This window comes from Methylobacterium sp. J-067 (genome assembly GCF_022829465.1).
Taxonomy (GTDB): Bacteria; Pseudomonadota; Alphaproteobacteria; order Rhizobiales; family Beijerinckiaceae; genus Methylobacterium; species Methylobacterium litchii.
The window spans coordinates 518,606-542,390 of record NZ_JAKSXZ010000146.1; the positions used below are offsets into that span (position 1 = coordinate 518,606).

A 23,785-nucleotide genomic window follows, 5' to 3' on the forward strand; every position below is an offset into this window, starting at 1 on the left:
TCCAATGAGCCTGCACTAGGGCGACGACGTTTCAGCGGTATTGCTGACCGAGGCGCCATAGGAACGCAGAACATCGCGAAAGGCGCCATCGACCGGCAGCGGCGCGAGCGACATCCTGAGGACGAGCCCCAGGCCCGTGACCATCAGGGCGAAGAACAGACACCGCGTCATCACGACCAAGCCCGCTGCGAGCCCCGACCGATAGCCCCCGAACGCGGAAAGGGCCACCGGCCGACAAGCCGGTGGCCCTCTACACGCGGCCCAGGCGACGCACCGCGGGAAAGCGGAGCGAGGGGGCAGAGCCCCGCTGGAAACGGGCATCGCCCTGGCCGTGACGACAACCTATGCCCCGGGTGATGAATGTCAACAATCGTCAGCCGTCCCGGCGCGTTCGGATAGGTGCCCCGTGCGCGAGCGCACATTCGAAAGGGGCAACGCACCATGGTAAGGGCCCCCCATGAATCGCGTCTTCGCAGAGCTCCCCACCACCGTCTTCGAGACGATGTCGCGGCTCGCCCGCGAGCATGGGGCGGTGAATCTCGGGCAGGGCTTCCCGGACGATCCCGGCCCGGCCGACATCCGCGAGGCGGGCGCCCGCGCGCTGATCGACGGCCCGAACCAATACCCGCCGATGATGGGCCTGCCCGCCCTTCGCGAGGCCGTCGCCGCGCATTACGCCCGGCATCAGGGCCTTGCCCTCGACCCCGAGACCGAGGTGATGGTGACGTCGGGCGCCACCGAAGCCCTGGCCGGGGCGCTGCTGGCGCTGATCGAGCCGGGGGACGAGGTGGTCCTCTTCGCGCCGATGTACGACGCCTACCTGCCCCTGGTGCGCCGGGCCGGCGGCGTGGCGCGGATCGTCAACCTGACGCCGCCCGCCTTCCGCCTCGACGCGGCGGCCCTGGCGGAGGCCTTCTCCGACCGAACCAAGCTCGTTCTCCTCAACAACCCCCTGAACCCCTCCGCGACCCTGTTCGGGCCGGACGACCTCGCCCTGCTCGCTACACTCTGCTGTCGCCACGACGTCGTCGCCCTGTGCGACGAGGTGTGGGAGCATGTCGTGTTCGACGGCGCCCGCCACGTTCCGCTCATGGGCCTTCCGGGGATGCGCGAGCGGACGGTGAAGATCGGCTCGGCGGGCAAGATCTTCTCCCTGACCGGCTGGAAGGTCGGCTTCGTCACCGCCGACGCGCGGCTGATGCGGGTGCTCGCCAAGGCGCACCAGTTCCTCACCTTCACCACGCCGCCGAACCTCCAGGCCGCCGTGGCCCTCGGGCTCGGCAAGGAGGAGCCCTGGTTCGCGGCGATGCGCGCCGGCTATGCCCGCTCCCGCGACCGCCTCGCCTCGGGGCTGACCGAGCGCGGCTTCACCGTGCTGCCGGCGGCGGCGACGTGGTTCCTCAACATCGACATCGCGCCCCTCGGCCACCACGACGACGTAGCCTTCTGCGAAACCCTCGTGACCCGGCATGGAGTGGCGGCGATTCCCGTCAGCGCCTTCTATCCCGACGGGGCGGTGCGCCACGTGGTCCGCCTGTGCTTCGCCAAGGCCGACGCGACCCTCGATGCGGCCCTCGACCGCATGGGCGATCTGGCGCGCCTCGCCGCCTGAGACTCCTTGCGCGCAACCGGAGGCGCCGCCACATCGTTGCTCATGACGATGTCGAGCGCACGCATTCCCCCGCAGGATTTCCCGCCCCGGCGCGACATCCCGCATCAGGCCGGGCCGTTCCCCGGCGCCCTCGACCTCGGCCGCGAGGCGAGCCTCGCCCGGCTCGAAACCCTGGCGCACCTGATGGACAGCGCCTTCCTGATCCCCGGCATCAACCGGCGGGTCGGGTTCGATGCCCTGATCGGCCTCGTGCCCCTCGTCGGCGACGTGGCGGGCATGGTGATCTCGTCCTTCATCGTCTACGAGGCGCGCCGCCTCGGCGCCCCCCGCTGGCTGATCGGCCGGATGGCGCTGAACGTCGCCTTCGACGGCGTGGTCGGCGCGGTGCCGCTGGCCGGCGACATCTTCGACGCGGCCTTCAAGGCGAACCGGCGCAACGTCCGCCTGCTCCGCCGCTGGATGGAGCGCCACGGCGGCGTGCGCCCCAACGAGATCGAGGGCACCGCGACCCGGCTCCCCGACTGAGCCGCGCCTTGACAACGGCGCCCGTGACGGCAAGTCCGCGGGCATGACCGACGCCGTCCCGATGCCCGGCGCCCAGGCGCCCCTCGTCCGTGGGGGACTGTCGCCCCTCAACCGGCGGCGGCTCGCCAACTTCCGCGCGAACCGCCTCGGCTACTGGTCGTTCGTGGTCTTCGCCCTGCTGTTCGTCCTCAGCCTGTTCGCGGAGTTCATCGCCAACGACAAGCCGCTCCTCGCCTCCTACAAGGGCGAGTGGTTGGTGCCGGTGCTGGTCGATTACCCGGAAGAGAAGTTCGGCGGCTTCCTGGCCGTCACGGATTACCGCTCGCCGGAGATCCGCAAGGAGATCGCCGAGAACGGCTGGGCCATCTGGCCGCCGATCCCGTTCTCCTACGACACGATCAATGAGAACCTGCCGACCCCCTCCCCCTCCCCGCCGACCTGGATGCTCTCGGACGCGCAGTGCAAGCCCGTGGCCGAGCGCCTCGGCGGCACGGGCTGCGCCGACATTCCCTGGCACTGGCTCGGCACCGACAACACCACCCGCGACGTGCTGGCGCGCGTGATCTACGGCTTCCGCATCTCGGTGCTGTTCGGGCTGATCCTCGCCGCCGTCTCCTCGGCCATCGGCGTGCTGGCCGGCGCGGTGCAGGGCTATTTCGGCGGCTGGGTCGATCTCGCCTTCCAGCGCTTCATCGAGGTTTGGGGCGGCATCCCGACCCTCTACCTCATCATCATCATCTCGGCCTTCATCGCCCCCGGCTTCTTCGTGCTGCTCGGCATCATGCTGCTGTTCTCGTGGGTGGCGCTGGTGAGCGTGGTCCGCGCCGAATTCCTGCGGGCGCGCAACTTTGAGTATGTTCGCGCCGCGCGGGCGCTCGGCCTGTCGAATGTGCGGATCATGCGCGTCCACCTGCTGCCCAACGCCATGGTGGCGACGCTGACCTTCCTGCCGTTTATCCTGAACGGCTCGATCACCACCCTGACCTCCCTCGACTTCCTCGGCTTCGGCCTGCCCCCCGGCTCGCCCTCCCTCGGCGAGCTCCTGGCGCAGGGGAAGGACAATCTGACCGCCCCCTGGCTCGGCCTGACCGGGTTCGTCGTGATCGCTGCGATGCTGAGCCTGCTCGTCTTCGCGGGCGAGGCGGTGCGCGATGCGTTCGATCCCCGGAAAACCTTCGCCTGACCGCGTTCCCACCCAGCGAATGAGCCAGATTGTCGCAGGGTACGGAATGCCTATGCCGGCAGTCCGATTGCGCGCGATTGGTTGCGCACAGTTAATACAACTTTTAGTGGATTAAATTGGCTTGTTCCGGGCCTCCGCGGCTGGTTTCAGCAACGGGTAACGGTCTCTTTTCTCACGAGAAAATTCTTCTCGCTACGGCCGGATGATAAAGTCATTCCCCTGAGCGGTAAAACGCGCGATGTTTCATTCCGTAGCGTCCCTCGATCGCCGCAGCCAAAGGAACTGTGCGTAAACTATCAAGCCAGCACAGGTCACCTTCGGAAAACACCTTGCTTTTTCCGTCGATCCACATAACTCGACGCCGAGGGGCCATTTCATCAAAAAACCAATGAGGGTATCGAGGATGTCTGAAACCGCGCCGACATCGCAATTGGACTACATCGAACGCACCGTCGACGTCGTCGCGGCCTATGTCTCGAACAACTCAGTGCCCACCACGGAACTGCCCGCCCTGATCGCCAGCGTTCACGAGGCGCTGAACCGGGTCGCCTCCGGCCCCGTCGCCCAGGCGTCGGAATCCGTCGAGAAGCCGACCCCCGCCCAGATTCGCAAGTCGATCCGCCCCGATGGCCTGATCAGCTTCATCGACGGCAAGTCCTACAAGACGCTGAAGCGCCACCTGACCAAGCACGGGCTCGATCCGCACACCTATCGCGAGCGCTACGGCCTGCCCGCCGACTACCCCACGACTTCCGCGAACTATTCCGCCCAGCGCTCCGCCCTGGCGAAGAGCCTCGGCCTCGGCCAGCCCGGCCGGTCGGGACAGGGCGCCGACGCCGTCGACGAGATCGAGGAAGAGGCCGCCCCGGCCCCGCGCGGGCGCCGCAAGGCCGCCACCGCCGCCGCCAAGGGCCGGTCCAGCCGCAAGACGGCCGAAGCCGAGTAATACTTGAGAGAAACTTCCCCCGGCCCCATGGCGGCGCAACAATCTCTGGTTGCGTCGCCTGGGGTCGGCCCGGGCCGTCTCAGGCGGCGATGCGCCCGTCCAGGGGGAACACCTTGGCGGGGTTCATCATCCAGTCGGGATCGAACACCCCCTTTACCCGCATCTGCTGCTCCAGATCCTCCTGCGTGTACTGGAAGCGCATCAGGTCGCGCTTCTCGATGCCGACGCCGTGCTCGCCCGTGAGGCAGCCGCCGACCTCGACGCAGAGCTTCAGGATCTCGTCCCCCGCCGCCTCGGCCTTCTGCAATTCGCCGGGCGTGTTGATGTCGAACAGGATCAGCGGGTGCAGGTTGCCGTCGCCGGCATGGAACACGTTGGCGACCCGCAGGCCGTGGCCCGCGCAGATCGCCTCGATCCGCTCCAGCACCGGCCCGAGCTGCCCGGTGGGGATGGTGCCGTCCATGCAGATGTAGTCGGAGATGCGGCCCGTCGCGCCGAAGGCCGACTTGCGGCCCTTCCAGATGGCGGCCGATTCCGCCTCGGAGCGGGAGACGCGGATGCTGGTCGGTCGGAAGTCGGCGGCGATGGCCTCGATCCGCGCGAGCATCGCGTCGCACTCCGCCTGCGAGCCCTCGACCTCGATGATGAGCATGGCCTCGGCGTCGCGGGGATAACCGGCCTTGGCGAAATCCTCGGTGATGAGGATCGCGTTGCGGTCCATGTACTCGATGGCCACGGGGATGATGCCGGCGGCGATGATCGCGGCGACGCAATCCCCCGCATCCTCCACCTTCGAGAAGCCGACGAGGACCGGCCGTGCCCCCTCGGCGGCGCGCAGGATGCGCACGGTCGCCTCGGTGACGATGCCGAGCTGCCCCTCGGAGCCGCAGACGAGGCCGAGGAGATCGTAACCCGCCGCGTCGAGATGGTCGCCGCCCAGTTCGACCACGGTGCCGTCGTTCATCACCAGGGTGACGCCCATGAGGTTGTTGGTGGTCACGCCGTATTTCAGGCAATGGGCGCCGCCGGAATTCATGGCGATGTTGCCGGCGATGGTGCAGGCGAGCTGGCTCGACGGGTCGGGGGCGTAGAAGAACCCCTCGTGCGACACCGCCCCCGAGATGGCGAGGTTGGTGATGCCGCTCTGCACCCGGGCGAGCCGGTCGGCGAAGTCGATGTCGAGGATCTTCGTCATCTTGGCGGTGCCGAGGATGATCGCGTCCCCTTGCGCGATGGCCCCGCCCGCGAGGGAGGTGCCCGCCCCGCGCGGCACGACCCGCACGCCGTTGGCGTGACAATAGGCCATCACCTTCGACACCTCCTCGGTGGTCGAGGGCAGCACGACGGCCAGCGGCATCTGGCGGTAGGCGGTGAGCCCGTCCGTCTCGAAGGCGCGGCGCTCGTCCTCGGAGGTGATCAGCGCCTCGGGGGCGACGAGGGGCGCGAGGCCGGCGACGATCTCGTCCCGCCGCGCGAGGATGGCGGGGTCGGGCTCGGGGAAGCGAATGGTCATGGTGGTCCCTCGGTGCGCGAGGTGGTCTGGCGTGGGCCCCATCATGCACCCCCGCCGGGGGCTCCGGCAACGGTGGTAGCCGGGTCACAATCCGGCCATGGGGCGACCTTAAGCCTCGCAGCGACCGAACCGAACCGGAACGCCATGACGCCCTCGGCCGCGCCCGCCCTCTTCGACGAAGCCTTCGACCCCGCCGTCGCCCGCGACGCGGAGGGCGCGCGCGAACTCGGGCTGCGCAGTCTCACCCTCGGCATCAACGCCCTCCAGGAAGTGACCGCCGCCTTCGACGGCACGCTGGGCGAAGCCTTCGAGCGCGCGGTGGACCTGATCCTCGGCACCGGGGGCCGGGTGATCGTGAGCGGCATCGGCAAGAGCGGCCATGTCGGGCGCAAGCTCGCGGCGACGCTCGCCTCCACCGGCACGCATGCCTTCTTCGTCCACCCGACCGAGGCGAGCCACGGCGACCTCGGCATGATCGCCCGCAACGACGTGATCCTCGCCCTGTCGTGGTCCGGCGAGACGGCGGAACTCTCCGACCTCGTCGGCTTCTCCCGGCGCTACTCGATTCCCCTGATCGCGGTGACGCGCAACGCCGCGAGCACGCTGGGCAAGGCGGCCGACGTGGTGCTCGAATTACCGCGCGTGCGCGAATCCTGCCCGCACGACCTCGCCCCGACCTCGTCGAGCCTGATCCAGCTCGCCCTGGGCGACGCCCTCGCGGTGACGCTGCTGGAGCGGCGGGGCTTCACCTCGGCGCGGTTCCACACGCTCCATCCCGGCGGCACCCTCGCCGCCCGCCTGAAGACGGTGCAGCACCTGATGCACGGGGGCTCCGAGATGCCCCTGGTGCACGAGGACGCGCTGATGTCCGAGGTGCTGATCGAGATGGCCGCCCGCCGCTACGGCTGCGTCGGCGTCACCGGCCCGGACGGGCGGCTCGTGGGCATCGTCACGGACGGCGACCTGCGCCGCCACATGGGCCCGGCGATCCTCGCGACGCCGGCCCACCGGGTGATGACCCGCGACCCGATCACCCTGGAGCCGCACAAGCTCGCCCACGCGGCCCTCGAACTGATGAACCGCCGCCTCATCACGGCGGTCTTCGCCGTGTCGGATGGCAGGCCGGTCGGCATCCTGCACGTCCACGACCTGCTCCGCGCCGGCATCGCCTAAAGGGCGTCAGAGCCGCGCCAGCAACTCCGCCTTCTTGGCCTGGAACTCCTCCGCCGTGAGGACGCCGCGGGTGTGGAGATCCGCCAGCCGCTCGATCGTGGCGAGGATGTCGCCGCCGGAGCCCTGCGCGGCTTCCGGTGTCGCGGGCTTCGGCTCCGGGGCCTCCGCGCCGATGCGTTTCAGCGTGTCGAGGGCGATGGGCCCTGCCGACCCGGTGAAGCGCAGCAGGCCGTTCGCCTGCGAGACGCCCGAGATGGCGTGCTCCCCCGTGTCGTACACGACGACGCCCGCGGCTTCTTCCACCGCGAGCCGCCTGCTCGTCGGGAAATAGGCGTAGCGCATTCCGTTCTGCGAGCCCGTCGCGGACGGGTGTCCGAGATCGCCCGGCCACCACGTCTCCGGGGAACCCTGCGTCGCGAAGCCCTCCGCCGGCAGGGTGGCGGCGAGTTCGGTGCAGAGCGCGGCCACCCGCGCCCGCAGGCCGTCGTCGAACATGCGGCCGACCATGGTCATGCCGCCCGCGCTCCATTGGCCCATGCCGCCGAGATCCGGATGGTCGAACTGCGCCATCCGGCCGTGGCCACGCTCCAGCGCCTGCACGAGGTGGCGCACCGCGTCGAGGCTCACCCCGTGCCGGTCCGCGATCGTCTGCAGGCCGGTGACGTGATCGACCCCGCACCCGTCGATGAAGCCCGTCTCCGAGGCCGATTCGGTCTCGCCCATCCGCGCCATGGCCGCACCCAGTAGGTTGTTGAGGAAGGACAGAAGCGACACGAGACCGGCCCCACAGGACCGGGAAGCCTCGCTCAGCCGGCGTCGGCGGGAAAGGCCCCGGCGATCACGAAATCGGTGATCGGGCGGCGCCCGTTCGGCGCCTCGCGGGGGCGCTGCTCCTCGGTGAGGTCGGCGGTTGCCATCTTGCGGCCCACGGCGAAGGCCGCCTCGATCCGGTGATGCTCCGGCAGGCGCAGCACCTCCGGCGCGCGGGCATGGTCGAACCCGGTCATGCCGTGGGCGTGCCAGCCCTGGCGGACCGCCTGGAGCTGGAAGGCGAGCGAGGCCGCGCCGGTGTCGAAGGAATGGCTGTAGGAGGGCTTCAACTCGTCCCCTACCCGCATCCGGGCGTTCGAGACGAGGAACAGGATCGCTCCCGTATCGGCCACCCATTTCTGGTTGCCGGGCACGAGAAGGTCGAAGAAGGTCTGCCAGTGGGCGTCGCCGCGCAGGGCATAGAGGAAACGCCAGGGCTGGGAATTGTAGCCCGAGGGCGACCAGCGGGCCGCCTCGATCATCCGCATCAGCTCGGCTTCCGGCACCGCCTCTCCGGTGAAGGCCCGGGGCGAGTGCCGCTCGATGAAGAGGGGGTCGATCGCGTGGTCGGGCGTGCGGGGCTCGGTCAAGGTCGGCATCTCCGAAGTGATGGCCGACCATGCCCGAGGGATGCCCCGCGAGGCAATCGCTGCGCTGCGGTCAGCGGATGCGGCCGGGGCGGGCCGGCTCGAACACGATGCGGCGGTGGAACGCGCACCAGCTCTTGCCGTCCTGCACGGGCGCGCCGCAGCAGATCGCCTGATCGCTCGGCTCGCCGATGATGTACTTGCACACGAAGGCGCCCGACTGGGCGAACGGCACGCGAAGGTCCGCCGACGGCTCCTTGACGGTCTCGGCGTCCCCGATCTGCGACATGCGGACGAGTTGGTTCATCGGTCGTGTCCTGACGGCGACCGCCCGGGTCGCCTCCTTCAAGTGCGGAGTTGAAACGCCCTACCGCCGCGCGGGACGAGGCACCCGCTGACGGCAGCGTAGCACCCTAAAACCCGCGTAAAGCCGGTTCGCGACCGGCGCAGAGCTGTCATGGTACTGTCGTAGCTGGGGTCCAGAGCCTTGAAAACAAGTGCGTGATGCACTGCACGCAATTGACCACAGTGACGGATGCGTAGCTGATGGCCGGGGCGTGACGGATTCCGACCGTCGCGATGCCGGCCGCCACGGCCCCCCGTGCATCCGCCGCCGCCCTGTGGTTCATTCGCGCCGTTGATTCAGACGGAGCGACCATGACGCACCCGCCCCTCGTCCCGCCGGCCTGGCTGTTCGAGCGATTGTCGGCGCCGGACATCGTGGTGCTCGACGCCTCCTGGTATCTCCCGGCCGCCGGCCGCGACCCGGAGGCGGAATACCGCGCGGCCCACATTCCCAGCGCCATCCGCTTCGACCTCGACGCGATGAGCGACACCGAATCGCCCCTGCCGCACATGCTGCCCCGGCCGGAGGTCTTCGCCTCGCGGATGCGGGCGCTCGGCATCGGCGACGGGCAGCAGGTGGTGGTCTACGACGGGATGGGCCTGTTCTCGGCCCCGCGCGTCTGGTGGATGCTTAAGACCTTCGGGATGCGCGACGCGCTGGTCCTCGACGGCGGCCTGCCCGCCTGGACCGCCGCCGGCTACCCGACCGAGGACGGCGAGGGCCAGCCGCGCGAGCGGCGGCACTTCACCGCCCGCCTCGACCACGGCGCCGTGGCCGACGGATCGGACATCGCCCGCGCCCTGGAAGGCGGCACGGCCCAGGTGGTCGATGCCCGCTCCGGCACGCGCTTCCGGGGCGAGGAGGAGGAGCCGCGCCCCGGCGTGCGCCCCGGCCACATGCCGGGGGCGAAGAACCTGCACTACGCCGCCCTGCAGCGCGACGGCCGGATGAAGAGCCCGGACGAGTTGGCAGAGGTCTTCGCCGCCGCCGGGGTCGACCCGCGCCGGCCGGTGATGACCACCTGCGGCTCGGGGGTGACGGCGGCGATCATCAGCCTCGCCCTGGAGACGATGGGCCACCCGGCCCGCAGCCTCTACGACGGCTCGTGGTCCGAATGGGGCGCCGACCCGCAGCGCCCGGTGGAGAAGGGCTGAAACCCCTCTCGCTCGCGGGGGCGTTGCGACATTCAAGGGAAAGCCGCCGACCTCCCCCTCTCCCCGCAGGCGGGGAGAGGGGGAACCCGTGCCTTTCGGCCAGGCCTCATGGTACCCCCCGAAGCCGGCGCGCCATTGACGGAATGCAATCTTCTCGGCGGAATGAATGCCGACCCCGCCATGATTCTCGAAGACCGCCTCGCCCACCTTCCCGTCCGCAAGCGCCGCGACCTGATGCGGGCGATGACGATCCTGTTCGAGGAGTTCGAGGAATTCCAGAAGGGCAAGACTTCGCAGAAGAAGAAGCGCGGGCGCATCGTCCGGGTGGTGCTCTACGGCTCACACGCCCGTGGCGGCTGGGTCGAGGACCGGGCTTCCGGCTACTTCTCGGATTACGACGTTCTGGTCGTCGTGAACCACGAGAACCTCGTGGACGAAGTCGATCTTTGGGACCCGGTGCGCGACCGGATCATCCAGACCGAGATGCTGAAGCCGTGGCCGCACGCGACGACGAACATCATCGTCCACAGCCATGCCGACGTGAACGACCAGATGTCCCGGGGGCGCCCGTTCTTCACGGACATCGTTCGGGATGGGATCACGCTCTACGAATCGGAGGGCTTTCCGCTCGCCGAGCCGGGACCGCTCACGCCGGAAGCGCGCAACGAAGAGGCGTGGCTGCATTACGAGACGTGGTTTTCGAGCGCTGACCGTTCATTCATCACGGGTCAGGAACAGGCCGCCAAGGGTCTTCAGGATCTCGGTTGGCGGAAGAGCGCGGCCTTTTCGCTGCATCAAGCCACGGAAAGTTATTATCACTGCGCGCTCTTGGTGCTGACGCTCTACAGTCCCCAGCTCCATGCCCTGCGCCGGCTGCGCCCGATGGCCGAGGGCGTCGATCGGCGTTTGGTGGAGGCATGGCCGCGCAACACGCGCCTCGCCCGCCGCCGCTTCAACCTACTGCACGATGCCTACGTGAAGGCGCGCTATTCGCGCCATTACACGATTTCCCTGGAGGAGTTGGAATGGCTCGCCGAGCGCGTCGGCGTGCTTCAGCGGATCGTGCGTGAGGTCTGCGCCGAGCCTCTCGGCCCACGCCCGGACGCCTTCCTGGCGCCCTATACGCCTTCCGGCTAGCAGACTGCTGCAAGAGTCTCGCCGTCATTGCGAGACCACGATCAGGCGGCCCGGCAGGTCGGTCTGTAGCACTTTTTCAGCAGCTTGCTGGTCCTCACGCCGTCCGCACCGCCCGGCGCTTGTCGATGGCGACCCACTGCATCAGCACCACCATCACCACGATGGTGGCGATGTAGACGGCAAGTTGCAGGGCGGTCGGGCGGTCGGTGTAGCCGACGAGGGCGTGCAGCACGCGGCCCGTCCACGAGTTCTCGGCGATGATCGCGGAGCTGTTCCACACCGTGTGGCCGAGGATGTCGATCACGCCGGCATTGGCGAGGAACTGCGCCGCCTGCGAGGCGAGGCCCGCCGCCAGGAAGGTGATGAGCACGCTCGTGACTGAGAAGACGTAGCGCGCCGGGATCGAGGCGAGCCCGAGATAGCTCACCGCCGAGAGGAGCACGCCCGTGCCGACACCGGCCAGCGCGCCGAACTGGATGTCCGCCCCCGAGGTGCCCGAGGCGACGAGGCCGTAGAGGAACAGCACCAGCTCCGCGCCCTCGCGCAGGATCGCCGCGCCGACGACGATGGCGAGCGCCGCCGCCTCGCGCTGGCCGCTGCGGACCGCCTCGCCCGCCGCGCGCAATTCGCCGGCCATTTCGCGGCCGTGCTTGCTCATCCAGGTGTTGTGCCAGATCAGCAGCAGCACCGCGACGATCAGCACCGCCGCGTTGAGGATGTCCTGCCCGCTGCCCTCGAAGGCGTCGGAGATCCGCTCCGCGAACAGCGCGACCAGGGCCGCGCCCCCGAGCCCCCCGGCCACGCCGAGCAGCACCCAGCGCATCCGGCCGGGAATGCCCCGCGTCGCCGCAAGCACGATGGAGATGATGAGGCCCGCCTCGATGACCTCGCGGAAGGCGATGACGAAGGCACCGATCATGATGCGTAATCCCTGAAGATGCGCGGGACCCGCGCTACCAGACCCAGAACAGCAGCACCCAGTTGACGACGGAGACCGCCGCCGCCCCGGCGATGCAGGCGCAGGCGAGCGCCCGGCGGAAGCCCCCGGCCGAGAGGCCCGCGACCCGCCACGCGAGCCACGCGCTCCACAGGGCCGCCCCGGTCAGCAGCCCCGCCCGGATCTCCGCCACGTAGGGCACGATGATCCCGTCCCCGCGCAGGAAGGTGACCGTGAGCGCGGAGAGGCCGAGGAAGACGCCGCAGCCCGCGATGGGAATCAGCGTCTGCGTGAGGTGGTGGAAGCGCCGGAGGGAGAACGGCCCGAGCATCCGCGCGGCGAGCGCCACGAGGGCCGACAGGCCGAGGCCGAGCACCAGGGTCGCCGCGCCGATGTAGGCGAGCAGGATCGCCCCATCGAGGAGCGTCATGACGTCGTTCTTGTCGGGGTAGTTCGTCAGCACGAACCACGGCGCGGAGGCTTCGAGCGGCCAGGTCGTGCCGTGCTCGAGCAGCCACGTTGCCGCCGCCTGCTTCAGGTCGAGGAAATACGGGCTCGACGACCATTGGAATGCGCCGACCGCCAGCCCCAGCATCCCGAACAGGATCAGGCTCGTCTGCTCCCAGGAGGGCTCGTCGCCCGCCACATGGACGATCTCGTCGTTGGGCGAGCGCAGGGCGAGGCGCACCGCGCCGCGATGGCCGGAGCAGCGCCCGCACATGTGGCAGGCCCCGGCCCCGCGCATGGCCCTCACCGGCACCAGCGGCGCGCAGTTGAAGCTCGCCGTGCCCTGGGCCGGCTTCGGCGAGGCCGCCCAGGCCCCGCGATCGACCTGGAAGCTCAGGGGGGCGAGCTTCGACAGCACGGCGAACACGCCGTTCACCGGGCAGAGATAGCGGCACCAGACCCGCTTGTTGCGGCCGTAGAGCAGGCCGACCACGATGGCCGCCAGCGTCGAGCCCCCGAGCACGGCCAGCGCCGGCTTCGGATAGCCGTAAACGCTCGTCATCTGTCCGTAGACCGTGGTGCCGGCGAAGGCGATGAACGGCCAGCCGCTCCACGTGATCCAGCGCGGCACGGCGTAGCCCCGGCTCCACCGGCTCGCGATCTCGGACAGGGCGCCCTCGGGGCAGAACACGCCGCACCAGACCCGGCCGACGAGCACCATGCTCACCAGCACGAAAGGCCACCAGATGCCCCAGAAGGCGAACTGGGCGGCGAGCGTCAGGTTGGTCCAGATGTGCTGTGTGTTGTCGGGCAGGGGCAGGAAGGCCGGCACCGCCACGAGCAGCACGTAGACCGCCACCACGGCCCATTGCACCGCGCGGATGGCGCCGGCATGGGCGCGCAGCCAATCGCCGAGGCGGGCGATTCCGGCGTCGAGGTCGCCGGCTCTGAATCCACCCGCGCGCGCCGTCACTTGGCCACCAGCTTGGCCTTCGCGTCCGGATGGAAATCGTCGAACACGTCGTAGCTGCCCGCCTCGATGGTGCGGAACACGATGGAGGAGGTCGAGCCGGCGGCGAGCGCCTTCTCGCGCTTCAATTCCAGGCTCTCGAACTCCACGGGCGACTGCCCGGTGTTCGAGATCTCCAGCTTGAAGCGGGTGTTGGCCGGCACCTCGATGATGGCGGGCAGGATCACCCCGTCACGCATCTCCACCTTGATCACCGGCATGTCGTCGGCACGCGCCGACGCTCCCGCCGAGAGCAGGAGAAGGGCCGCGAGGGTGAGAGGCCGGATCACGGAAGCGCCCATCCTTGTCAGTAGGCCCCCTTCTTGCCGGTGCCGGCGAAGGTGAAGTCCTGCGTCATGTCGAAGGCCTCGAACCACGGGCCGACGCCGGTCTCCTTGTCGACGTGGCGGCCGAAATGGCTGTGCTTGCCGGGCGGCGCGACGGTGACGGTGATCCGGTAGCGGCCCGGCCCGAACAGCTTGACGTTGTCGCCGTAATGGGGGCCATCGTTGGCCACCATCGGCATCAGCGCGCCCTCGACCTTCTGGTCGGTGGGCTTGTCCCCATCGAGTTTCACCAGGGTGAAGCGCACCTCGAGGGCGGGCACGAAATCGCCCTCGGCGAAACCGTTGCGGTTGTCCTTGGCGGCGCGGATATCCGTTTCGAGGTGGATGTCCGATTGCGCGGCCGGGCGCATCATGTCCGGCGGGTCCATCTCGATGGGCTGGAGATAGACGGCGGCCACTTCGAGCCCGTTCTTGGTGAGATGCGGGCCGATCGGCACCTCCTTGGCAGAGGCCGTCGCGACAGCGAGCAGCAGGGCCGGAACGGCGAGGGCGAGTCGGATCGGGGCGGGGGCACGCATGGCTGCGCCACATAAGCCGAATGGAGCAAAGTTCAAAGAGCTTCCACCCACAATCAAATCATAACAGTTCTAAACAAGAGCGGTGGACAAAGACGTTCCGGTAAGCTTGTTGGGAGGCCTCGAATATTCACAAGGTCCGGAGGCGTGAATAGGCGTTCGGGGTAGCCTGTGGCATGCGGTCACCCAACGGTCCAGGACCGTCACGGCAGCGTCGCAGAGATTCGGCACCCCCCTTGCGAACCCTCCGCGGCACAGCTACGAACAACGATTATAGCAATTGCTATATTCAAGGGAACAGGTGATGGGCCAGCAGGGGGCGAGCGCATCGCGGACCGAGGCGACAGCGACCGCGCCCCGGCGGCTGCGTCGGACCTTAGCCCTTGCCGGCCTCGCCATCCTCAGTCCGGCCGCCGCGATGGCCGCCGACCTCGCGGCGCCCCTCCCCCCGGCGGCGCGCTACACCGATTGGTCCGGCCCGTATCTCGGCCTCGAGGGCAGCGCCAGCGGCTCCTACGGCGCCTACTCCTTCGGCCCCTCGACGGTGGGCGGGCGTAGCGTGCCGGCCTTCAAGAGCGGCGATTCCACCGGCCGCAGCGACCGGGGCCGCGACGCCACGACGGCGGTCGGCGGCGCCTATGCCGGCTGGAACTGGCAGGACGGGCCGTGGCTCTACGGCATCGAGGCCGCCCTCGACGCGGCGAACCTGAAGCGGCCCGTGCCCTCGACCATCGCCGGGTTCGGCTACCAGGGCGTGGACCCGGCCTTCGACGTGATCCGCGCCAAGACGGATGTCTACGGCACCTTGCGGGCGCGGCTCGGCTACAGCTTCGACCGCTATCTGGTCTACGCCACTTTCGGCCTCGCCGGGGCGAATGCGCGGGTGCTCGCCACCTATCCCGATCTCGGCACGGGCGCGGTGAGCACCGCGAAGGCCAACCTCGGCTATGTTGGCTTCACCCTCGGCGCGGGCGTCCAATACGCCATCTCCGACAGTCTCGCGCTGGGGATCGACTACCGCTACGTCGACCTCGGCGAGAGCGGACGCTTCTCCCTGGGCGCGGTGCCGGGCCTCGGGCCGGTGACGAGCCGGGCGAGCTTCACCTCGAACCAGATGTTTCTGCGGTTGATGTGGTTTCCGGGGGGCCTGAACGTGCCGCCGGACCCGGACGAGACCGCCCCGCACGATCCCGACAACGGCGACACCGGGCGATTCTCGCTCCACGGCCAGACCACGCTGATCGCGCAAGGGGTGCCGGGCTTCCGCTCGCCCTATCTCGGCGACCAGAGCCTGATCCCGCATCAGGCCCGCCAGACCACGACGGCGACGATCTTCCTGGGGCTCAAGCTCGCGGAGGGGACGGAGCTCTATTACAACCCGGAATTCAGCCAGGGCTTCGGCCTGTCGCGGACGCTCGGCGTCGCGGGCTTCGTCAACGGCGAGGCGCAGAAGGCCGGGGCGCCGTTCCCGAAGCTGCGCTCCAACCGCTACTACATCAAGCAGACGATCGGGCTCGGCGGCGAGACCGTCGAGGTGCCGGACGGCCCGAACCAGGTGGCGACCCGCTACGATGCCGAGCGCATCACCCTGATCGCCGGCAAGTTCGCGCTCGGCGACTTCTTCGACGGCAACGTCTACGCCCACGACCCGCGGGTGGACTTCTTCAACTGGTCCCTGTGGGGCGCCTCGGCCTGGGACTTTCCGGCCAACCTCCCCGGCTTCACCCAAGGCGTCTACGCCGAATACAACCGGCCGGAATTCGCGGTGCGGGCCGCCTATACCCAGGTGCCGAAGCAACCCTCCAGCGACGTCCTCGACCCGCGGGTGTTCGAGCGCGCCGGGCTCAACATCGAGTTCGAGGAGCGCCACGTCCTGCCGATCCTCGACCAGCCGGGCAAGGTGCGCGTCGGCCTGTTCTCGAACGAGGGCAACTCGGCCAACTATCGGGACATCGTCACCCTCACCCAGCTCGGCGCCTTCGGCGACATCAACGACGCCGCGGCGGCGACCCGCCGGCCCCGGCGCAAGAGCGGCGGCTACATCAACCTCGAACAGGCGCTCACGCCGGAACTCGGCCTGTTCGCCCGGGCGAGCCTCGGCGACGGGCGCAACGAGAACATCTCGTTCACCGACATCGACCAGAGCTTCTCCGGCGGCCTCTCCCTCAAGGGCAAGGCCTGGGACCGGCCGGACGACACGGTGGGCCTCGGCGCGGCGATGAACGGCCTCTCGCCCTCGCACCGCGCCGCCTTCGCCAACGGCTATTACGGCCTGCTGATCGGCGACGGGCAGCTCCGCTACGGCACCGAGCGGGCGATCGAGACCTATTACGCCCTGAACCTGACGAAGTTCGTGACCCTGACCTTCGACTATCAGTTCATCGATAACCCGGCCTACAACCGCGACCGCGGCCCGGCCCACTTCTTCGCCTCGCGGCTGCACGCGGATTTTTGACGAAAGAAACACCGCCGCCGTGACAGGCCGCGGTTCGACTCTCAGCACGAGGATGTTGTTGGACGAGTCACAGGGTTGAGGGCGGCGATGTCACAGCGCTGGACGATTCAGGTCGCGGAAGACGGAGGCATGAGGCTTCCTGCTGATATTTGCCAAAGTCTCGGCCTGAAGGGCGCCGGACGGATCGTCCTCACGCAGGATGACGCCGGCATCCATCTGACGATGGCCGAGAACGCCCTTGAGCGTGCGCGCGCGTCGGCCGCCCCCTACCGCAATGGCTCGGGATCGGTCGTGTACGACTTCATCGCGGAGCGTCGCGCCGCGGGTGCCGAGGTGTAGGGAAAGCTCCGTGCCCGGTCCCATGTTCGGCGACCGCTGTCTTGCGAGGCGCGATGGCCCTCAGTGCCGACAAGGCTTGGGCTTGCCTCCTTCGGAGCTGAGCGTAAGGATCGAGCTGGTGCGCTGAGCGCCGCCCCTCACTCCGCCCCCACCGTCGCCCCGAACACCGCCTCGAAGGCCGCGCGCAACTGCATGTCGACCTCCGCCATGCTCACGAGGTGGCCGAGATCCACGAGGCTCGTCACGCCGTACTCGCGCACGCCGCAGGGCACGATGCCGGCGAAGTGGGTGAGGTCCGGCTCGACGTTCAGGCTTATGCCGTGGAAGCTCACCCAGCGGCGCACCCGGATGCCGATGGCCGCGATCTTGTCCTCGACGGTCGCGCCCTTCTCCGGCCGGCGCACCCAGACGCCGACCCGGTCCTCCCGCCGCTCGGCGCGGACGTTGAACGCGTCGAGGGTCGCGATCAGCCACGCCTCCAGGCTCGCCACATAGGCCCGCAGGTCGGCCCGGCGGCGGGTGAGGTCGAGCATCACGTAGGCCACTCGCTGGCCGGGGCCGTGATAGGTGTATTGCCCGCCCCGCCCGCTCGGGAAGACCGGGAAACGCTCCGGCGCGACGAGGTCTTCGGCCCGGGCCGACGTGCCGGCCGTGTAGAGCGGCGGGTGCTCCAGCAGCCAGACGCATTCCGGCCCCCGCCCCGCCGCGATGGCGGCGGCCCGGGCCTCCATCCAGGCGACCGCCTCCTCGTAGCCGACGAGCCCGTCGCTCACCCGCCACGCGACGGGGGGCGAGCCGGGAGAGGGCAGGAAGGCGGCCGGAGAGACCGCGAGGCGGGCAGCGTTTACCAAGACTTCACCATCATGAAGGGATGGTCTCACAATCATTCCGGGTGAACGGTGGCAAGGTCGGTTTGGGCGTGGGCGTGTTCGAGACCCTCAAGGTCGATCTCACCGTCGTGCTCGGCCGGGCGCGGATGCCGCTGCACATGCTGCTGCGCATGGGGCGCGGTGCCGTCATCGCCCTCGATGCCTCGGATTCTGACATGGTGGAGATCCTCGCCAACGACCACCCCGTCGCGCGCGGCCAGATCGTCGTGACCGGCGACCGCATCTCCGTGGAGGTGACGGAGTTGATCCGCAAGGAAGCCGCGATCATCGATCCGACCGTCACCATCGGCGACGGGGCGGCCCCGTTCCTCGACGACCCGATGGGCGGCTGACGGGACGCGGGCAACATTCGCTTGTCGGCGCGGAAGCGATCTGTTATCGCCTGCCGCGCCGGACGAAACGGCGCCCCACGGGGCGCAGGACGACGGTGTTTCCGGACAGACTTTACCACCTGTCCGATGCGGCCATGGCGGAATTGGTAGACGCGCTAGCTTGAGGTGCTAGTCCCGCGAGGGGTGGAGGTTCGAGTCCTCTTGGCCGCACCAACTGTTCTTTCGAAACAGTGGTGCTCGTTTCTGGCGAAGACCGGCGCGCGACAGCGCCGAGAGCCACCGAACCTTCCCAGACCAAACCATCCTTCTCGAAGCACCCGTCGGCGCGTCCACGTACGCGCAGCATTCCCGTGCGCTCACGCGTGTCCCGGCGCGTGTAGCCGGCCGGATCATCATGCCGGTCCAGGCAGGAAGACGCCGGCACACGGTGAATAGCTGGTATGGCTGCGGCGAAAGCGGAAGATCGATTTATTGTGTGACAGAGAGAGTTGGACGGCTTGATTTTATCAAAGCACTTCTTCACTCTTCGTCTCGGCACCACGACGTTTGAGCGGTGCTCCGCGCCGCGAAAGCGCGGCTCGACCCTCTTTCATCGAGATTATCCTGTCCATGCGCCACCCTCGCGTGCGGCGTCCGTTCATCGTCGAATCCCGTGGCTCTTCCCGTGATGGCGGTTCCGTCGCGATCCCGAGGCGGGTTCAGCCGGCCCCGCAATCGCAGCAGGCCCTCCAGGCCGCGTCGCGCCCCCTCTTCGATCCCTGGGCGGCCGTGACGACGCCGGCTCCGGCCCATCCCACGGCCGAGCGGCGCATCCTCCCGAACATCATGGAAGCCCCCGAGCCGGCCCCCGCCGAGCCGGAGGTGGAGATCGCCGTCGAGGCGCCGCTGCCGCGCGTGCGCCGGGTGAAGCCCCGCGCCGCCGCCGCGCCGAGGCCGGCGGCCCCGGTGGTGGTCGAGGCGCCCGCCGCGCCGGCCCCGCTCCCGGTGGCCGCACCGAAGCCCCTCGCCGCCGCGCCGCGCCTGTCGCTGCGCGAGGAGCGCACGGGCCGGGCCGCCCTGCCCGCCGGGCAGCGCTGGAAGGCCCGCCTGCCCCGCGCCTGCTGGTAGCACACGGAATTCGCCACAGATGGATCGTCCGGCCCTTCGGCCGGAGGCGATGGACGTCTCCGACCTGCTGTCCCCCCGCGTGCGCGGCATCCGTACGAGCCAGATCGGCCTCGTGGCCGACCGGGGCCGCGACGATCCCGATGTGGTGAAGCTGTGGATCGGCGAAGGCGATTTGCCGACGCCGCCCTTCATCGTGGAGGCCGCCCACCGGGCGATGCAGGCGGGGCATACGCGCTACGCCACGTCGCTCGGCCTGCCGCGCCTGCGCGAGGCGCTAGGCGAATATCACGCGCGCCATTGGGGCGTGGCGATCCCGCCCGACCGCTTCGCCGTGACGGCGGGCGGCATGAACGCGGTGATGCAGGCCGCCCAGGCCCTGCTGGAACCCGGCGACGAGATCATCATCCCCTCCCCCGCCTGGCCGAATCTCGGCGAGGCGGTGCGGGTCACGGGCGGCGTGCCCGTGTCGGTGCCGTACCGGGTGGATGCGGAAGGCCGGTTCTCCCTGCCGCTCTCGGACATCGAGGCGGCGCTGACCCCGCGCACGCGGGTCATCATGGTGAACTCGCCCTCGAACCCCACCGGCTGGATCATGCCGGCCGACGAGATGGTGGCCCTGCGCGACCTCGCCCGGGAGCGGGGATTGTGGATCCTCGCGGACGAGGTCTACGCGCATTTCACCTATGACCGGCCGATCGCGCCGTCCTTCCTGCAGATCTGCACGGAGCAGGACCGGCTGATCGTCGCCAACACCTTCTCGAAGAACTGGGCGATGACCGGCTGGCGCGCCGGATGGCTGATCTTCCCGAAAGGTCTCGCCGAGACCTTCGCCAAGCTCGGCCAATACAACACCACCTCGATCCCGACCTTCGTGCAGCACGCGGCGGTCACGGCGCTCGACGAGGGCGACGGGTTCATCCGCACCATGGTGGGGCGCTGCGCCGAGGCCCGCGCCATCCTGATCGACGGCCTGTCGCGCCTGCCGGGGGCGTCCATCGCGCCGCCGGAGGGGGCCTTCTACCTCATGGCCCGCCTCGTGGAGGACGAGCCGAGCCTGCCCTTCGCCCTCCGGCTGCTGGAGCAGGCGAAGGTCGGCGTCGCGCCCGGCACCGCCTTCGGCCCCGAGGGCGAGGGCTTCGTGCGGCTCTGCTACGCGATCAGCCCGGAGCTGGCGCAGGAAGCCGTCCGCCGGATCACCGGCCTGCTCGGGCGCTGAGGCCCGTCAGGTCACGGGAAGCCGCAGCACCTTCGGGCGCCAGATGCCGAGCGCCACGTTGGCCGTCGCCACGGCGAGCAGCACCCAGAGGCTGTTGCGCTCCGGCCCGATGGTGGCGCCGAGGAGCAGGGGATCGAGCTTTCCGGCAAGCGCCGCCGCGCTCATGCCGGCCTCGCGCTGCATCGGCCCCTGGATGTAGACGAAGCCGCCCTCGAACATCAGCACGCCCGTGGCGAGCTTCAGCCACGCCCAGCCCGCGCCCCGGTAGACGGGGTGGATCGCCATGGCGAGCAGGCCGGCGATCAGTACGAGGGCGAGGGAGGGCAGGAAGATCCAGGTCGCCACCGCGCCCATGGCCCCACGGATCAGCGCGTAGCCGGCCAATTGCGAGGGCGGCGGCGCGACGGAGAACATCACGAGCAGCGCCGCCATGGCGCCCATGAGGCCGATGGATCCCATCGTGTGCAGGAACTTGAGCAGCCGCCGCATCGGACCCGTCACGGTTTCAAAAGGTCATGAGACCTTTTGCGGGTGCAGGGCGGCGCCCTGCAAGAGGCCGAGGCGACGCGCCCCGGCCCTTCAGACCGCCGCGCCTTCCACGAGGATCTCGCGCTTGCCGGCATGGTTGGCGGGGCCGACGAGCCCTTCCATCTCCATGCGCTCCATGAGCGAGGCGGCGCGGTTGTAGCCGATCTGCAGCCGGCGCTGGATGTAGCTGGTCGAGGCCTTCTGGTCGCGCAGCACGACCTGCACCGCCTGGTCGTACAGATCGCCCCCGCTCTCGCCGAAGGCGCCGGCATCGAACACTGCGCCATCGATCTCCAAATCGGCGGACGCCGCGCCCTTGCCCTTGCCGCCCTTCTCGGTGGCCGGATCCTCGTCGTCCGCCGTGACGGCTTCGAGGTAGCTCGGGCGGCCCTGGCGCTTCAAGTGCGCCACGACGCTCTCGACCTCGCTGTCCGAGCAGAACGGCCCATGGACGCGGGTCGTGCGCCCGCCACCGGCCATGAACAGCATGTCGCCCTGACCCAGAAGCTGCTCCGCGCCCATCTCGCCGAGGATCGTGCGCGAGTCGATCTTGCTCGTCACCTGGAAGCTGATCCGGGTCGGGAAGTTCGCCTTGATCGTGCCGGTGATGACATCGACCGACGGGCGCTGCGTCGCCATGATCAGGTGGATGCCGGCAGCGCGGGCCATCTGCGCAAGGCGCTGGATGGCGCCTTCGATGTCCTTACCCGCCACCATCATCAGGTCGGCCATCTCATCGACCACGATGACGATGTAGGGCAGCGGGGCGAGGTCCATCTCCTCGTCCTCGTAGACCGCCTCGCCGGTCTGCCGGTCGAAGCCCGTCTGGACGGTGCGCGTCAGGACCTCGCCACGCGCGGCGGCCTCGGCCACGCGGGCGTTGTAGCCGTCGATGTTGCGCACGGCGATCTTGGCCATCTTCTTGTAGCGCTCCTCCATCTCGCGCACGGCCCATTTGAGGGCGATGACCGCCTTCTTCGGGTCCGTCACGACGGGGGAGAGAAGATGCGGGATGCCGTCGTAGACCGACAGTTCCAGCATCTTGGGATCGACCATGATCAGCCGGCACTCCTCCGGCTTCAGCCGGTAGAGCAACGACAGGATCATCGTGTTGATGGCGACCGACTTGCCCGAGCCGGTGGTGCCGGCCACCAGCAGGTGGGGCATGCGGGCAAGGTCGGCGATGATCGGCTCGCCGCCGATGTTCTTGCCGAGGCACAAAGCGAGCTTGTGCTTGGTGTCCACGAAGTCTTCCGAGGCGAGGAGTTCACGCAGGAAGACCATTTCCCGCCGGGCATTCGGCAGTTCGATGCCGATGGCGTTGCGGCCGGGGACCACGGCGACGCGGGCCGAGACCGCCGACATGGAGCGGGCGATGTCATCGGCGAGCGCGATGACACGGCTCGACTTGGTGCCGGGGGCCGGCTCCAGCTCGTACAGGGTCACGACCGGGCCGGGGCGCACGGCGAGGATGTCACCGCGCACGCCGAAATCGCCCAGCGTCGCCTCCAGCAGGGTCGCGTTCTGTTCCAGCGAATCGGCCGAGACGAGGCTCGCCTGCGAAGGACCGCGCGCCTCGGCCAGGAGGTCGAGAGCCGGCAATTCATAATCCTGCGGCTCGCGCGCCGGCGCGGGACGCCGGGCGGGGGCCGGGCTCGCCACGGGGGCGGCGACCCGCGAGGGCGTCGCCACGGGCGTGGGGGCGGCGGGCACCGGCTCGGGCTCGTCCTCGTCCATCTCGTCGTGGAGGACGGGCTCGGCGCGGGGGGCCGGATCGAAGACCGGCTCGCGCCGCTTGGCCGCGCCGCGCTCGGCCTCGGGAATGTGGTCGGCCCAGGGGGCGTCGCCATCGGAGAAGGCGCGCTTGGCCGCCAGCACCGGGGAGGCGCTGTCGATCTCGTCGCCCCGGCCGGCGCGCAGGCCTTCGACGCGGTTCGCCACGGAGGCGCGGGCGCGCATCAGCCCCTGCGCCAGGGCGCCGATGCCCACCAGGCCGAGGCCGGGCTCGTCGGTGTCGCCGTCGCGCCCGTCGCGGTTCCGGTCGGGCAGGCGGCGGACGGGATAGGGCTCGTCGGGGCTCTCCTCCTCCGTCGGCACGAAGCGGCAGGCGCCCGTGAGGCAGACGATCGCCACCGCCGCGAAGCCGAAGCCGGACAGCGGCGCGAGGCCGGAGAACATGCTGCCGAGGATGCGGCGGACCATGTGGAGCAACCCGTCGCCGGCCACGCCGCCGAGGCCGGTGGGCAGGGGCCAGCGGGCGGTGGGCGGCAGGGCGCTCGCCACGGCGCTGGCGGCGCAGAAGCCGATGATCCAGAGGGCGATGCGCGCCCCGCCGCCGGGCAGGTCGCGCTCGCGCATCAGCCGCACGCCCCACAGGGCAGGCGGCAGGACGAAGGCCAGCGAACCCAGCCCGAGCAATTGCATGGCGAGGTCCGAGACCACCGCCCCCGCCTGCCCGAGGACGTTGTGGGCGGCGTGCTCGGTGGCATGGTTGAGGCTGGGGTCGTCCACCGACCATGTGGCCAGCGCCACCGTCATGGCGACGGCGGCCGTGAAGAGCACGAGGCCGCCGAGCTCCGTCAGGCGCTTGCCCATGAACGGGCGAAAGCCATCGACGAAGGTCTCGTAGGGCGACGCGGGGCGGCGAAGCGAGCGCATGCGGGACCGGACGCAGAAC

At 69.5% G+C, this 23,785-nt stretch carries 24 protein-coding genes and 1 tRNA gene; 13 read left to right on the forward strand and 12 right to left on the reverse strand.

The features are described 5' to 3' along the window. Window positions 1-15 precede the first annotated feature (15 nt). Window positions 16-180 carry a hypothetical protein gene (locus tag MKK52_RS25935; RefSeq protein WP_243959815.1) on the reverse strand — a complete coding sequence of 55 codons (165 nt, stop codon included), beginning with the start codon at window positions 178-180 and terminating at the stop codon, window positions 16-18. A 277-nt stretch (window positions 181-457) separates the two neighbouring features. Between MKK52_RS25935 and MKK52_RS25940 the strand changes: the two genes are divergently transcribed. The 4 genes from MKK52_RS25940 to MKK52_RS25955 all read left to right on the forward strand — a co-directional run bounded on the left by MKK52_RS25940 (window position 458) and on the right by MKK52_RS25955 (window position 4,266). Then, the gene (locus tag MKK52_RS25940; protein WP_243959431.1) at window positions 458-1,612 is read left to right on the forward strand and encodes an aminotransferase; all 1,155 of its coding nucleotides are present in this window, start codon (window positions 458-460) and stop codon (window positions 1,610-1,612) included. Between the two features lie 48 nt (window positions 1,613-1,660). Further along, window positions 1,661-2,137: a DUF4112 domain-containing protein gene (locus tag MKK52_RS25945; RefSeq protein WP_409564742.1), complete on the forward strand. Its 477-nt coding sequence runs from the start codon at window positions 1,661-1,663 to the stop codon at window positions 2,135-2,137. A gap of 43 nt (window positions 2,138-2,180) precedes the next feature. After that, on the forward strand, window positions 2,181-3,320 hold the full coding sequence (locus MKK52_RS25950; protein WP_243959435.1) for an ABC transporter permease: 1,140 nt from the start codon (window positions 2,181-2,183) through the stop codon (window positions 3,318-3,320). Between the two features lie 403 nt (window positions 3,321-3,723). Then, complete coding sequence (locus MKK52_RS25955) at window positions 3,724-4,266, forward strand: MucR family transcriptional regulator (RefSeq protein WP_243959437.1); 543 nt, start codon at window positions 3,724-3,726, stop codon at window positions 4,264-4,266. Between the two features lie 79 nt (window positions 4,267-4,345). Here the strand turns inward: MKK52_RS25955 and MKK52_RS25960 are convergent, their stop codons facing one another. Beyond that, window positions 4,346-5,779: an FAD-linked oxidase C-terminal domain-containing protein gene (locus tag MKK52_RS25960; protein WP_243959439.1), complete on the reverse strand. Its 1,434-nt coding sequence runs from the start codon at window positions 5,777-5,779 to the stop codon at window positions 4,346-4,348. Window positions 5,780-5,923: 144 nt separating this feature from the next. Between MKK52_RS25960 and MKK52_RS25965 the strand changes: the two genes are divergently transcribed. After that, complete coding sequence (locus MKK52_RS25965; RefSeq protein ID WP_243959440.1) at window positions 5,924-6,952, forward strand: SIS domain-containing protein; 1,029 nt, start codon at window positions 5,924-5,926, stop codon at window positions 6,950-6,952. Between the two features lie 6 nt (window positions 6,953-6,958). Here MKK52_RS25965 and MKK52_RS25970 read toward each other — a convergent pair whose 3' ends face one another. The 3 genes from MKK52_RS25970 to MKK52_RS25980 form a co-directional block, all read right to left on the reverse strand. Then, entirely contained in the window at window positions 6,959-7,675 is a 717-nt protein-coding gene (locus MKK52_RS25970; RefSeq protein WP_243959776.1) for an SHOCT domain-containing protein, read from the reverse strand. 83 nt (window positions 7,676-7,758) lie between these two features. Then, the gene (locus MKK52_RS25975) at window positions 7,759-8,361 is read right to left on the reverse strand and encodes a nitroreductase family protein (protein ID WP_409564743.1); all 603 of its coding nucleotides are present in this window, start codon (window positions 8,359-8,361) and stop codon (window positions 7,759-7,761) included. A gap of 61 nt (window positions 8,362-8,422) precedes the next feature. Further along, a complete protein-coding gene (locus MKK52_RS25980; protein WP_409564744.1) occupies window positions 8,423-8,698 on the reverse strand; it encodes a GcrA family cell cycle regulator in 276 nt (91 codons plus the stop codon). A 308-nt stretch (window positions 8,699-9,006) separates the two neighbouring features. On the opposite strand from MKK52_RS25980, the gene sseA reads away from it, so the two are divergent. Next, a complete protein-coding gene (gene sseA / locus MKK52_RS25985) occupies window positions 9,007-9,849 on the forward strand; it encodes a 3-mercaptopyruvate sulfurtransferase (protein ID WP_243959446.1) in 843 nt (280 codons plus the stop codon). A 180-nt stretch (window positions 9,850-10,029) separates the two neighbouring features. Beyond that, window positions 10,030-10,986: a nucleotidyltransferase and HEPN domain-containing protein gene (locus tag MKK52_RS25990; protein WP_243959448.1), complete on the forward strand. Its 957-nt coding sequence runs from the start codon at window positions 10,030-10,032 to the stop codon at window positions 10,984-10,986. Between the two features lie 94 nt (window positions 10,987-11,080). Here MKK52_RS25990 and MKK52_RS25995 read toward each other — a convergent pair whose 3' ends face one another. From MKK52_RS25995 to MKK52_RS26010, 4 genes are read right to left on the reverse strand one after another with little or no spacing between them, the layout of a single operon-like run. Next, on the reverse strand, window positions 11,081-11,905 hold the full coding sequence (locus MKK52_RS25995) for an FTR1 family protein (RefSeq protein ID WP_243959450.1): 825 nt from the start codon (window positions 11,903-11,905) through the stop codon (window positions 11,081-11,083). Between the two features lie 34 nt (window positions 11,906-11,939). Continuing rightward, on the reverse strand, window positions 11,940-13,343 hold the full coding sequence (locus tag MKK52_RS26000; protein WP_243959453.1) for a 4Fe-4S binding protein: 1,404 nt from the start codon (window positions 13,341-13,343) through the stop codon (window positions 11,940-11,942). After that, window positions 13,340-13,681 (reverse strand): cupredoxin domain-containing protein, encoded by a 342-nt coding sequence (locus tag MKK52_RS26005; RefSeq protein WP_243959455.1) that lies wholly within the window; start codon window positions 13,679-13,681, stop codon window positions 13,340-13,342. The genes MKK52_RS26000 and MKK52_RS26005 overlap by 4 nt, the downstream gene beginning before the upstream one ends. Window positions 13,682-13,686: 5 nt before the next feature. Continuing rightward, a complete protein-coding gene (locus MKK52_RS26010) occupies window positions 13,687-14,244 on the reverse strand; it encodes an iron transporter (protein WP_313898780.1) in 558 nt (185 codons plus the stop codon). A 415-nt stretch (window positions 14,245-14,659) separates the two neighbouring features. Between MKK52_RS26010 and MKK52_RS26015 the strand changes: the two genes are divergently transcribed. Both MKK52_RS26015 and MKK52_RS26020 read left to right on the forward strand, forming a co-directional pair. Continuing rightward, window positions 14,660-16,696, forward strand: coding sequence for a carbohydrate porin (locus tag MKK52_RS26015; RefSeq protein WP_243959778.1), 2,037 nt, complete (start codon window positions 14,660-14,662; stop codon window positions 16,694-16,696). Window positions 16,697-16,783: 87 nt separating this feature from the next. Then, entirely contained in the window at window positions 16,784-17,035 is a 252-nt protein-coding gene (locus MKK52_RS26020; protein WP_243959456.1) for an AbrB/MazE/SpoVT family DNA-binding domain-containing protein, read from the forward strand. Window positions 17,036-17,172: 137 nt separating this feature from the next. Here the strand turns inward: MKK52_RS26020 and lipB are convergent, their stop codons facing one another. Further along, window positions 17,173-17,886 (reverse strand): lipoyl(octanoyl) transferase LipB, encoded by a 714-nt coding sequence (gene lipB, locus MKK52_RS26025; RefSeq protein WP_243959458.1) that lies wholly within the window; start codon window positions 17,884-17,886, stop codon window positions 17,173-17,175. A 68-nt stretch (window positions 17,887-17,954) separates the two neighbouring features. Between lipB and MKK52_RS26030 the strand changes: the two genes are divergently transcribed. From MKK52_RS26030 to MKK52_RS26045, 4 genes are all read left to right on the forward strand, one after another. Beyond that, window positions 17,955-18,257 (forward strand): FliM/FliN family flagellar motor switch protein, encoded by a 303-nt coding sequence (locus tag MKK52_RS26030; protein ID WP_243959780.1) that lies wholly within the window; start codon window positions 17,955-17,957, stop codon window positions 18,255-18,257. Between the two features lie 128 nt (window positions 18,258-18,385). After that, window positions 18,386-18,470, forward strand: a tRNA-Leu gene (locus MKK52_RS26035). A gap of 396 nt (window positions 18,471-18,866) precedes the next feature. Then, the gene (locus MKK52_RS26040; RefSeq protein ID WP_243959460.1) at window positions 18,867-19,364 is read left to right on the forward strand and encodes a hypothetical protein; all 498 of its coding nucleotides are present in this window, start codon (window positions 18,867-18,869) and stop codon (window positions 19,362-19,364) included. 19 nt (window positions 19,365-19,383) lie between these two features. Beyond that, complete coding sequence (locus MKK52_RS26045) at window positions 19,384-20,580, forward strand: pyridoxal phosphate-dependent aminotransferase (protein ID WP_243959462.1); 1,197 nt, start codon at window positions 19,384-19,386, stop codon at window positions 20,578-20,580. Between the two features lie 6 nt (window positions 20,581-20,586). On the opposite strand, the gene MKK52_RS26050 is transcribed toward MKK52_RS26045, so the two are convergent. Together MKK52_RS26050 and MKK52_RS26055 are read right to left on the reverse strand one after the other, a co-directional pair. Further along, the gene (locus MKK52_RS26050; RefSeq protein WP_243959464.1) at window positions 20,587-21,069 is read right to left on the reverse strand and encodes a hypothetical protein; all 483 of its coding nucleotides are present in this window, start codon (window positions 21,067-21,069) and stop codon (window positions 20,587-20,589) included. 90 nt (window positions 21,070-21,159) lie between these two features. After that, complete coding sequence (locus MKK52_RS26055) at window positions 21,160-23,766, reverse strand: DNA translocase FtsK (protein WP_243959466.1); 2,607 nt, start codon at window positions 23,764-23,766, stop codon at window positions 21,160-21,162. Window positions 23,767-23,785: the final 19 nt, after the last annotated feature.